General features: G+C 42.7%; 10 protein-coding genes and 1 pseudogene. 10 read left to right on the forward strand and 1 reads right to left on the reverse strand.

All coding sequences use genetic code 11. From position 1 onward, the window contains the following. Positions 1-33 precede the first annotated feature (33 nt). Positions 34-714 (reverse strand): hypothetical protein, encoded by a 681-nt coding sequence (locus ACFPMF_RS22820; RefSeq protein WP_379849429.1) that lies wholly within the window; start codon positions 712-714, stop codon positions 34-36. A 298-nt stretch (positions 715-1,012) separates the two neighbouring features. Between ACFPMF_RS22820 and ACFPMF_RS22825 the strand changes: the two genes are divergently transcribed. The 10 genes and pseudogenes from ACFPMF_RS22825 to ACFPMF_RS22870 all read left to right on the forward strand — a co-directional run. Continuing rightward, positions 1,013-1,438 carry an XRE family transcriptional regulator gene (locus tag ACFPMF_RS22825; RefSeq protein WP_379849431.1) on the forward strand — a complete coding sequence of 142 codons (426 nt, stop codon included), beginning with the start codon at positions 1,013-1,015 and terminating at the stop codon, positions 1,436-1,438. A 32-nt stretch (positions 1,439-1,470) separates the two neighbouring features. Then, positions 1,471-2,211 carry a tyrosine-protein phosphatase gene (locus ACFPMF_RS22830; RefSeq protein ID WP_379849433.1) on the forward strand — a complete coding sequence of 247 codons (741 nt, stop codon included), beginning with the start codon at positions 1,471-1,473 and terminating at the stop codon, positions 2,209-2,211. A 440-nt stretch (positions 2,212-2,651) separates the two neighbouring features. After that, positions 2,652-3,983 carry a UDP-glucose dehydrogenase family protein gene (locus ACFPMF_RS22835; RefSeq protein ID WP_379849435.1) on the forward strand — a complete coding sequence of 444 codons (1,332 nt, stop codon included), beginning with the start codon at positions 2,652-2,654 and terminating at the stop codon, positions 3,981-3,983. A 75-nt stretch (positions 3,984-4,058) separates the two neighbouring features. Beyond that, complete coding sequence (locus tag ACFPMF_RS22840; protein ID WP_379849437.1) at positions 4,059-5,039, forward strand: UDP-glucuronic acid decarboxylase family protein; 981 nt, start codon at positions 4,059-4,061, stop codon at positions 5,037-5,039. Positions 5,040-5,093: 54 nt separating this feature from the next. Next, positions 5,094-6,032 (forward strand): GDP-L-fucose synthase, encoded by a 939-nt coding sequence (gene fcl, locus ACFPMF_RS22845; RefSeq protein ID WP_379849439.1) that lies wholly within the window; start codon positions 5,094-5,096, stop codon positions 6,030-6,032. A gap of 32 nt (positions 6,033-6,064) precedes the next feature. Then, entirely contained in the window at positions 6,065-7,177 is a 1,113-nt protein-coding gene (gmd, locus tag ACFPMF_RS22850) for a GDP-mannose 4,6-dehydratase (protein WP_379849441.1), read from the forward strand. A 46-nt stretch (positions 7,178-7,223) separates the two neighbouring features. Further along, on the forward strand, positions 7,224-7,988 hold the full coding sequence (locus ACFPMF_RS22855; protein WP_379849443.1) for a WecB/TagA/CpsF family glycosyltransferase: 765 nt from the start codon (positions 7,224-7,226) through the stop codon (positions 7,986-7,988). Positions 7,989-8,443: 455 nt separating this feature from the next. Next, a complete protein-coding gene (locus ACFPMF_RS22860) occupies positions 8,444-9,952 on the forward strand; it encodes a hypothetical protein (RefSeq protein WP_379849445.1) in 1,509 nt (502 codons plus the stop codon). Continuing rightward, positions 9,952-11,520 (forward strand): glycosyl hydrolase family 28-related protein, encoded by a 1,569-nt coding sequence (locus ACFPMF_RS22865; protein ID WP_379849447.1) that lies wholly within the window; start codon positions 9,952-9,954, stop codon positions 11,518-11,520. Before ACFPMF_RS22860 ends, ACFPMF_RS22865 begins: the two co-directional genes overlap by 1 nt. Positions 11,521-11,817: 297 nt before the next feature. After that, positions 11,818-12,054 (forward strand): annotated as a pseudogene (locus ACFPMF_RS22870) (transposase); the annotation flags it as partial. Between the last annotated feature and the right edge of the window lie 128 nt (positions 12,055-12,182).

Here is a 12,182-nt window from a genome sequence, read left to right on the forward strand (position 1 = left end):
ACCGGTTTCGGCACCAGGCGATCCAACACCGGATTAGTTCAGGAGATGAACCCCACCCTCGGTCGACAGCTCCTCGCTGACGTTATGAAACGGGTTGTAATAATTGTAGGCGGTTTTAATGTTGGCGATATCGGTCAGGGTTTCCTGCCGGAAAATCTTGTTTTCCTGACCGAACGCTTTCAAAATCTTCGTTTGTTCCGGATCGGCGAGCTGGTAGCTGAACGTGGCAATATAATAGACGCCCTTGGGCTGAATTTTGGTATTTTCTTTTTTCTCGGCCACGGCAGTGATTACCACATCGGCCAGCGTGAGGTCGTCGTAGAACAGGGGTTCGATGAGCCGGAAGATGTTATCGACCGAATACCCATGAAACAAAACCGCCGACACACAGTTCTTTTCATCGATAAAAAAGATCTCGGCCCAATTTTTGGTGCCCATGTTCAAAATATTATCGGTAAAAATGCGCCAGGCAATCGGTTGGAAGGTCAGCGATCGGCCGTTCATCGGGCCACCCAGTTTTTCGGTGCCGTTGATGTTAAAAATGCCTTCTTTCGCGTCAAAACGGTATTGGCGGGGGTGCCCTTCCAGGTATTTAAAGGGATTGGAAACCGGATTAGCAGCGACCTCATCCGTCGTTTCGTTAACCTTCTGATAAACTTTCAGTTCCAAACCATTTTGATTTGTTGTGCCCGTGTTGTTTTTTTGTGTGTTCATTAGTATTTGTTGTTTACTGTTCGGACAGGGGGACCGCTATGCGATCCCTTTTGCCTTTTTATGGGGGTTTGTATTTAAGTTTAAATATACTTAATAGTGTGTATAATACAAAATGATACATAAAAAGATTCGCAAAAAATTACTGTGTTGCCAGTTGGCGTTATAAAACCGCTTTCTTTGTGCTGGTTTGCTATTATACCCGCCTTCCAGTTTTGCAGAACCAGAAATTCGTATAGAGGGGAGGATAAAAACGGTGTGCGCTGTCATTACATGGTTTTATGTAAATTTTCGCTGTTTCATGTCGATTGAAACCCGTTTGCAACAGTTGATTGATGCGTTGGATATCAGCGTCCTGGAATTTGCCCGGCAATTGGGCGAAAAACGGGGAGAGAAAGTCTACCATATTCTGCACGGTCGGTTGAAACCGCGGTACGAAACGCTGCAGAAAATTGTTCAGGCGTATCCCCAGGTGAATACTGACTGGCTGTTGCGCGGGGAGGGGCTGATGTTCAGAAGTTTGCCGCAGACTCCGCTGGCTGCCATGACGTTAGACGAGCGGCTCCGAAATATGGAGTTTCTTTTGTTTCAGTTAACCGAACGTGTAGCTTTGCTGCAAGAATCGAATGACATGCTCCGGCAGGAACTGGAGGAGGTCATCGGTCAAAAAAAAGTCATTCGTCTATCATACACGAGTCGTCGGTCCGATTTATCCTCAGAAGGCTGATGGCGCTACGACTTACGACTTCCATTTTATCTATGTTCTCATTTTTTAAGCGTCGGCCGGAAAAAACTTTTTTTACAGATTACGGATTTCTGGGTGTTGATATACATTCTCACCTGATCCCGGGCATCGACGACGGGGTTCCCGATCTCGAAACCGCCCTGACGTGTCTGCGTTCTTTTCAGGAACTGGGTTACAAAAAGGTGGTCACGACGCCCCATGTTCTTCGCGACTATTATCCCAACAGCAGTGACACCATTCGGCAGGGCCTCGAAACGCTGCGCCGTGCTGTGGCCGAGACCGATCTGACGATTCAGGTGGAAGCGGCTGCCGAATACCTCATCGACGATCATTTTGTGACCTTGCTGAAGTCGAAAGATCTGCTGACGTTCGGCGCAAATTATGTGCTGGTGGAGCTATCGTTTGCCAATGCGCCACTCAACCTGGAGGATATCATTTTTCAGATACAGACGAATGGGTATAAGCCCATCCTGGCGCATCCCGAACGGTATTCTTACCTGAAAGATCATATGGAGCGGTTTGGGAAACTAAAGGACAAGGGTTGTCTTTTCCAATTGAATCTGCTTTCGCTGGCCGGGCAATATGGCGGGCGGGTGCAGCAGTTTGCCCGGCAACTACTCGATGAATCGCTGATTGATTTTGTGGGTTCGGATCTGCACCGTCCCCGGGATGCTGAAAAATTAACGCAACTCCTTCAGTCGAAAGAACTGGCGGGGCTGGCGTCGCACACCTTCCTGAATTCCACGTTGCTTTGATCTATAAACTGGAAAATAGCAGTATCTAATTTTGTTTTTTTTATAATGTTTCGCAATTGGTAGATAGGCCGTATCCACGGCATAGTTTTTGTCTTTTTGATTTTCACTTCTTGTTTGATAAATTTCTTCTCTCTGTCTGGTAAATAGGAAAAAAACTTTGCAGTGGTTTTAACGGATATCTGTAAATAGTATACTGTAAAAATTATTTGTTGGCTTATTTCAAGATTTTATGCCTCTAACTAAAAGAAACATTGCAGATTGTGTAGTTAATCTCGTTTTATTTTTTTAGGTTTAAATCACAAAGCATGCTGGAAATCTAAGACGAACTGTCTGTTTTTGAATGTAAAAAGACAAGGCTTTTTGATTTCGTTGCGGTTTTATGAAGTCGATATTTAATTAGAATATACGTACTTTTATTTACTCTATTTTTACTCAACGTTATGAAAATTGCTGTTGTAGGAACCGGTTACGTGGGACTCGTAACCGGGACTTGTTTTGCCGAAACCGGCAACCAGGTAACTTGTATTGATATTGATGAACGGAAGGTTCAAAAGCTCATCAATGGGATCATTCCTATCTATGAACCGGGTCTGGACGTTCTTTTCAACCGTAACACCGCCGAAGGTCGTCTGAAATTTACGACCAATTTAGCCGAGGGCATTGATGGCGCCGAAGTGATTTTTCTGGCCCTGCCCACTCCTCCGGGCGAAGACGGTTCCGCCGATCTGAAGTATATCCTGAAAGTGGCCGGCGATCTGGGCCAGTTGCTGAAAGACTACGTGGTGGTGGTTGACAAGAGCACAGTACCGGTCGGCACCGCCGAAAAGGTACGGGAGTATATTTCCCTGGCCGCCCAGGTTGATTTCGACGTTGTCTCGAACCCCGAATTTCTGCGCGAAGGTGTGGCCATCGAAGATTTCATGAAACCCGACCGCGTGGTGATCGGGACAAAGTCCGACCGGGCCAAAGCGGTCATGAACAAGCTGTATGCTCCGCTGGTTCGGCAGGGTAATCCGGTTATTTTCATGGACGAACGCTCGGCCGAAATGACCAAGTATGCCGCCAACGCTTTCCTGGCCGTCAAAATTTCGTTCATGAACGAAATTGCAAATCTCTGCGAAAAAGCCGGTGCGAATGTCGATGATATTCGGAAAGGGATCGGAACCGACAGCCGGATTGGTAAGCGGTTTTTGTTCGCCGGCATCGGCTACGGCGGAAGCTGCTTCCCGAAAGACGTACAGGCTTTGGGCAAAACCGCCCAGGAATATGACTACGATTTCCAGATCCTGAAGTCAGTGATGGCGGTGAACGCCAAACAGAAAACCAAACTGATTCCGGTCATCAATCAGCACTTTAACGGTGATTTGAAAGACAAAACCATTGCCGTTTGGGGCCTGGCCTTCAAACCGTATACGGACGATATCCGGGAAGCCCCGGCGCTGGAGAACATCCAGGCATTGCTGGAAGCCGGTGCCAAGGTGACGGCCTATGATCCGGAAGCGATGGATAACGTGAAAAACGTGCTGGGCAATAAGATTACCTACGCCCACACCTCGTATGCCGCGCTGGATGATGCTGATGCGCTGGTGATCATGACGGAATGGCCGATGTTCCGGACCCCGGAATTCAGTAAAATGAATCTGCTTCTGAAGAACAAAGTCATCTTTGATGGTCGTAACCTTTACGAACTGGATCAGATGAAAGAGCTGGGCTACACCTACTATAGCATCGGTCGCGAGACGATTATGCAGGAGGTGGAGCAACCCGCATAAAGTTATTACGGCCCGTTAGTAGCAATTATTAACGGGCTGATTTATTCAACGTTATGAAATCTTTTTGACAAGTACATGAAACGCATTCTGATAACAGGAGGAGCGGGGTTTCTCGGTTCGCACCTTTGCGACCGATTCATCAAAGAAGGTTACCATGTCATTGCCATGGACAACCTCATCACCGGGGATATTCGCAATATTGAACACCTGTTTCCGAATTCCAACTTTGAGTTTCATCACCACGATGTATCGCAGTTTATCCACGTTCCGGGGGAACTTGATTACATTCTGCACTTTGCTTCACCCGCCAGCCCAATCGATTACCTGAAAATCCCAATCCAGACGCTGAAAGTCGGCTCGCTGGGCATCCACAATTGCTTGGGGTTGGCTCGTGTCAAAAACGCCCGGGTTTTAATTGCATCAACCTCCGAAGTGTACGGTGATCCGACGATTCACCCACAGCCCGAAGAGTATTGGGGCAATGTGAATCCCGTTGGCCCGCGTGGGGTCTATGACGAAGCCAAACGGTTTCAGGAAGCCATGACGATGGCGTACCATACGTTTCACGGCCTGGAAACCCGGATTGTCCGGATTTTTAATACGTATGGCCCCCGGATGCGGCTAAACGATGGGCGCGTTCTACCTGCTTTTATTGGGCAGGCGCTGCGGGGGGAAGACCTGACTATTTTCGGCGATGGTAGTCAGACGCGTTCGTTCTGCTACGTCGATGATTTGGTGGAGGGTATTTATCGCTTGCTGTTAAGTGATTATGCGTATCCGGTCAACATTGGTAATCCCGGGGAGATTACGATCAAAGAGTTTGCCGAAGAAATTATCAAGCTGACGGGAACCAATCAGAAGGTTGTTTACAAACCGTTGCCCAAGGATGATCCGAAACAGCGTCAGCCCGACATCTCCAAGGCTAAAGTGATTCTGGACTGGGAGCCAAAAGTGTCACGCGCGGAAGGATTGCGGATTACGTACGAATATTTCAAAAGCTTGCCGGAAGAAGAACTGTATAAGGCGGCTTATCATCGGGAGTTTGCGGGTCACTAATTCGATACGATAGAATACTGACGCAAAGTTTACGGTTGAAAATTTATAGCATTAATGAGAAAACAAGACAAAATTTATGTTGCCGGTCATCGCGGAATGGTTGGGTCAGCTCTTGTCCGTAGCCTTTTAAATAAAGGCTATCAGAATATAATAACGCGAACTTCGTCGGAACTGGATCTCCGTAACCAGGCGGCTGTTACCGATTTTTTTGCAGAGGAACGCCCGGACTATGTATTCCTGGCAGCAGCTAAAGTCGGCGGTATCTGGGCAAATAATGTCTATCGAGCTGAATTTCTGTATGATAACCTGCTGATTGAAGCCAACCTTATTCACAGTGCTTACCAAAATAAGGTTGAAAAATTACTCTTTCTGGGGTCTTCCTGTATTTATCCGAAGATGGCCCCGCAGCCGTTGAAAGAAGAATACTTGCTGAGCGGTTATTTGGAAGCAACCAATGAGCCGTATGCCATTGCTAAAATAGCGGGTATTAAGCTTTGTGAGGCTTACCGGAGCCAGTACGGTTGCAACTTTATTTCAGCCATGCCGACCAATCTGTATGGTCCGAATGATAATTACGATTTGCAGGGTTCTCATGTATTGCCGGCACTGATTCGAAAGTTTCATGAAGCAAAAACCAGCCATCAGCCTTTCGTAGAGATTTGGGGTACTGGTTCTCCCCGACGGGAGTTTCTGCACGCTGATGATCTGGCGGATGCCTGCGTATTTCTAATGGAAACGTATAACGACGAACCTTTTGTCAATATTGGTACGGGCGAAGATGTTACAATCCGGGAATTGGCTGAACTAATCAGAGAAACCGTAGGCTTTGAAGGCGAACTGCGCTGGAATACCGAAAAACCGGATGGAACACCGCGTAAGTTAATGGATGTTTCCCGGTTGCACAACATGGGATGGAAGCATCAGATCGAACTAAAGAACGGCATAGCCGCAACGTATAAGGACTTCCTGAGCAATCAGGAAGTTTATGTCTAAGTAAAAATTAAAAAGAATAGTACTCAATAGTTATGAAAAAAGCACTTATCACCGGTATTACGGGTCAGGATGGCGCTTATCTGGCCGAATTGTTATTGGAAAAAGGATACGAAGTTCACGGCATCAAACGCCGTAGTTCGTTATTCAATACACAACGGATTGATCATTTGTACGAAGATCCACACGAAAAAAATGTTCGTTTTAAACTTCATTTTGGGGATCTTTCAGACTCTACCAATATCATTCGGATCATTCAGGAGGTACAGCCCGACGAGATCTATAACCTTGGTGCAATGTCACACGTGCGGGTGAGCTTTGATGAACCGGAATATACGGCCCAAGTCGATGGCATCGGGACACTGCGTATCCTGGAAGCCGTTCGGCTCTTAGGATTAACAGAAAAAACCCGTATTTACCAGGCTTCGACTTCCGAACTATATGGTGGAGTACAGGGGCACGCCCAGTCAGAGCTGACACCATTTTATCCTCGTTCGCCCTACGCAGTTGCTAAATTGTATGGCTACTGGATCACGGTTAATTATCGCGAAGCCTATAATATGTACGCGTGTAATGGAATTCTATTCAACCATGAATCACCACTGCGGGGTGAAACATTTGTGACGCGCAAGATTACCCGTGCTGTCGCTAGAATCGGTTTAGGTTTACAAGACAAGGTATTTCTGGGAAACATTGATTCGCTACGGGACTGGGGCCATGCCAAAGATTACGTAGAGGCTATGTGGTTGATTTTGCAACAGGAAAAACCGGAAGATTTTGTGATTGCCACCGGGGTGACAACTACAATTCGGGACTTTGTGAAAATGGCCTTTGGCGAAATTGGTGTGGAACTGGAATTCCGGGGTGAAGGCGTTGATGAAAAAGCATATGTAGTAAGTGCTTCAAATCCAGACTTCCCAGTCGAGATTGGAAAAGAAGTATTAGCCATTGATGAGCGGTATTTCCGACCGACGGAAGTGGACTTACTGTTGGGGGACCCGACCAAAGCCATGACCAAACTGAACTGGAAGCCTAAATACGATTTGCCGGCTCTGGTGAAAGATATGATGAGTGCTGATATCGACTTATTCCGGCGTGACCAGCTGCTGGCCGAGGGCGGACATTTGGTGTTGAATTATTTTGAGTAACTAAAATTAAGCTGGTTTGGGGACCAGTAAAACCTGCTTACTTTTTATGTCATGGACCTTGAAAAAACGGGCGACGGTTATTAGCCTTAACCTGTCATTAGGTAACTACCAGCAATTTAAGGAGGAGATTGTTGCGGCAGCAAAAGCAAAACAGGCTGGTTCAGTCTGTTTTGCTAATGTTCACATGATCATTGAGTCAAAGTTTAATTCGAATATTGGGCAGGCTGTCAATGGCGCCGATTGGGTTTTATGCGATGGTGTTCCATTGTTATGGAGCTTACGCTGGTTATACGGCGTCAAACAGGATCGGGCTACCGGCTTGGATATGCTGCCTGATTTACTGCAAACGGCCGCAGAAACCGGTATTTCTGTTTTTTTCTACGGCTCAACGCCCGAGATTTTGCAGCAAACGGTCAATGTCTGTCACCAGAAATACCCGAAATTAATCATCGCGGGAACGCTTTCTCCACCTTTTAGAGCCCTTACCCCGGAAGAAGACGATCAAGTGGTTAAACAAATTAACCAGTCAGGAGCCGGTTTGGTGTTTGTCTCGCTGGGTTGTCCGAAGCAGGAACTCTGGATGGGCAAAATGCGGGGCCGTATCCCGGCGGTTTTGCTGGGCATTGGCGGGGCGTTACCCGTCTTAGCGGGTGATGTCAAACGGTCACCGGAATGGATGCAACGGGCGGGGCTGGAATGGTTATTCCGGTTTGCGCAGGAGCCAAAACGGCTGTTTAAACGGTATGCGGTGACGAATAGTTTGTATACTTGGTATTTGATGAAGCAGTTAATTCATAAAGGCTCCGTATAATTTTCAGGCACTTACGAATAAATGTATTCGTAAGTGCCATTTTTATTACAAATAACTTAATAGTTATTTGTAATAAAAATGGCTTACTCCAAATCTGATGAACCCCATAACCTGACCCCGTTATCTAAGACAGAAAGAAGGAATGAGGAGGCTATGACGCCAATGACTATAGCTGTTACTATGCAAAAAAAATTGATAGTTAAACGCCCAATTAATTCCCAATCCCAAGGCCTATCTAATAACCAATTGAGAAGTGCATTCATTACAATAACAAAGCAAGAGAGTCCGATTACTATTCTAAGCATATTCATCTCTTTGTCTTCGAATTTAAAATTTATGACACTAAGATAATATTATTAAATCATCTAATTATTATAGCGCAGTTAAGTAATTATTAAGTCTAAAGCCATAAATGTTGATGAAATAGTTTTTTTTGAACAAAACGAATATGTATTATGGTTCTATTTCGCTATATATTGGTTTTTTTGATACTTACTTTGTGTACATTTAGCAATATTATGGCGCAAAGTAACTCTATTTCTAGGAAAATACACTATTTTTCTGAATTAGGCGGTGTAGTAGCTTCCAATAACCATATCCCATTTTGGCTTTATGCTAACCAATATGGTACTATTCCTATTTCTTCTTCGTTAGGATATGCGAGAATAGGAACTTTTGGAATATTTAAACCTGATAGTAGTGCAAAAAGGAAATGGTCACTTCAATACGATATTGAAATAGCTGGAAATGCGGGAAGAAAAACTCAAGTTCTATTACCGAGCGCTTTCTTTCAAGCTAATTTAGGTAAATTTTACATTTATGGCGGACGGAAAAAGGAAATCATTGGCTTAGTGGATTCTACTCTTTCTTCAGGATCTTACTCATGGTCGAAAAACGCTTTGCCTTTAACTAAAATTCAAATTGGGACTCAGGGTTTTATACCTATTAAATTCACAAAAGGATTAATCTCATTAAATGCCATGTTTGCACATGGATGGTTTCCAGCCACAGACTCAGTGCAAGGATCTTATCTTCATCAAAAGGCATTCTATGGACGTTTTGGTAAAGAGAATTGGAAGCTTAAATTTTATGGAGGGTTTATCCATAATGTTCAATGGGGTGGCAGAGTGAATTACGCAACAAACTTAATTAAAAATGGTAAGCTTCCTTCTTCCTTTAAAACCTATTGGTCTGTATTATTGGTGAGTAGACCTGACGAAATGCAAACAGATACTTATACTAGTTTTGATGGCTCAAACCAATTTGGCAATCACTTAGGGTCATTAGATATTGGTGTTGAATATTATGCTCGTCGGTGGCAAATTTTTGGTTATTATCAACACCCATATGATGATAAGTCTGGTTTCGCACTTATTAATATGCCTGATGGATTATATGGATTAAGAGTTAAAAATACTTCTAAAGTCCCGGCACATATATTTAAGGTTACATCAGTTCTGGTTGAATATCTAACAACTATGGATCAAAGTGGTCCATTAAGCGGCAGTGATAATCCTGGATTTATAAAATATGATGGACGAGACGAGTACTTTAACCATTTTCAATATTTAGATGGATGGTCAAATCAAAAAAAAACAATAGGTACACCATTTCTGATGAACAGACAAGAGGTCAGAGAAGTGTTTAGGGAAATACGTGGTAGAAAAGGAATAATGTGGAGCATAATAAATAACAGAGTTCAGTTAACTCATATCGCTATATCGGGTGAGTTTGCTTCTGGAATTAAAGTTCAGAGCCGGTTTTCTTTTAGCCATAACTATGGTACTTACTTAGTACCTTTCGGAAAGCAAATAAATCAATTTTCGGCGGTAACATGGGTAGGGTGGCCTTCTAAAATTCTAGGTGGTACAGAATTTCGAGCTGCAATAGCTTTAGATAAAGGTAAACTGTTAAATAATTCTTTAGGAAGTCTAATTAGTATTCGAAAAGTTTGGGGGAGGTAATGGATATTTTATCAATAGTAAATACAATATTTATTTGTCTTATAATAAAAGAAAGTACGAATTGTATTTCTTGGGTAAAGCCTTGTGTGTTAATAAATGCCAAAATTGATACAATTCAACCAGTAACAACAAAAAAACAGTTAAGTATTGTTAATAGTTTAAATGAGTTTAAGCTTATTGAAAGCGATGAAGTAGTTTATGATGGATCTATTTGGGTAAAAAAGAAGGGCCTTGTTACTCAGAATACACCTGGACATAGTAGTATACTTTACCAAGGGCCTAATGGTTATTTCTTTGAAAGAAAATTTACAGGTGGAGTTGATATAAGATGGTTCGGAGCTAAGGGTAATGGTAAATCTGACGATTCTTTTGCTATTAATAATGCAATTCAATTTGTTAAAAAAACTTTATCAGGAGGTAAGGTTCTAATTCCACTTGGAGAGTGGGGGATTGGTAATAGTATTATTATATATACTGGTATTATAATTCAAGGCGAGAGTTCTGGGAGCCCTAACAATCCGGGAAGTAGATTAATTGCGTTGCCGACATTAGCAAATGCTGTTATTGAATCAAGTAATATAAGTTCAGAGGATTGGATACATAATGCTGGAATATTTGATATACAAATAAGATGCCATAGGCAAATTTCAGGCGATGGAATACATCTGAAAAAAATAGGAGAAATGACTACCATTGATAGAGTGCAAGTTATATCCTGTTTTAGAAATGGAATATTCATTGAGGGAGATTCATCACCAATGCATTTGGGATACTTATCAGTACATGGAAATGGTAGAGGAGGAGCTGGTTCAGGAGTATATATTGAAAATTCTATTAGCACAAGTAATTATATTGAATATTTAGCAGGTGATAATAATAAAGATGCTTTATTAAAAGTTTCAGGCTTGTATCGAGCAAATCTTTTACTAATGGCTTTTAAATCAGAAAGGTGGAATAATAACAGTACTTATCCAGGAAATCAAAATGTAATCTGGTTACATAATGGAAATGGTGGAACAATTATTATTGGAGCTGGTAGAGTACATATGGGAAAAAACGTTCCTGAAGGAAACGCAATATTTAAATTAAGTAATGATGCACATAGTTCAGAAGGAGGAATTATTGTACTTGGAACTGTAGAATATGATACGAAAGCGGTAAGATATAAATATGATATAGAATCCCAAGACGTAAGAAATACTGTAAAATTTAATAATATAAGAGGACGTCCTCTTGTATATAATGTTGCCAAACCTTTATTGATTAATACATCACGAAAAGATAACCAATATAATATGTCTTCTGATAAAAGCGCAGGCGTAGTGGAGAGGAATGGGCTTAATACGGAAGTCGTTATAGGCGGTTCCGGTCTTGTAAATTTAAAGAACGGAGAAGCTGTAATAAATAATTATAAAATAACTAGCAATAGTAAAATATTCGTTACAAGGCAAGAAGGCAATAGTGATGCGAGTTTAAAAATAACGGAAAAAATTATTGGAAAGTCCTTCAAAATAACAAGCTCTGACAAAATTGACAATAGTTTAGTAGCCTGGATAATTATTGAGTAAATAGGGTCTCATTGAAAATAGGTAAGATGCTGACCTATAGTGGTCCTATAGATGCGCTACAGATGATACTTATCAAAAACTTGACTTATCTTATTGATCCGTGCATTAGTCCGTAATGAAGGCAATCTCCTTTTTGTTGAAGAAGGCCTGCACTAGCTTTGGATCTGTTTCCAAGCATTTGACTTGATCCATAACCGCTACTGTAAGCTAAATTGACCTTAGCCCTAAAAACTGGACAGCAAGAGGATAGAAAAATCAAGGCGATTTAGGTAACTTAAACAAACCAAAGAATCGCTTATGAAAAAGTCAAAGTTCACCGAAGCACAGATCATTTTTGCCCTTCGTCAAGCTGACACGGGAGTGCTTGTATCGGAAGTATGCCGCAAGATGGGCGTCAGCGAGGCTACCTTTTATATTTGGAACGGGGCCGCCCGGCGGAAGAAATATGCTGGCTTGGGTGTTAGTTACGCAAACTACGACAGCTTGAGCCGGGTGGCCGGTGCCGAAGAAAATAAGCAGCTTAAACAATTGGTAGTGTAAGTGTCCCTAAAATTCGGACAGTTTAGAATTAGAGAAAAATGCTAATTTTAAACTGATTCCTATGAAAAAGACGCGATTCACCGAATCTCAAATTGTCAAAATCCTCAAACAGCAGGAAAATG

The sequence above is a fragment of the Larkinella bovis genome (assembly GCF_042655385.1).
In the GTDB taxonomy this organism is placed as follows: Bacteria; Bacteroidota; Bacteroidia; order Cytophagales; family Spirosomataceae; genus Larkinella; species Larkinella bovis.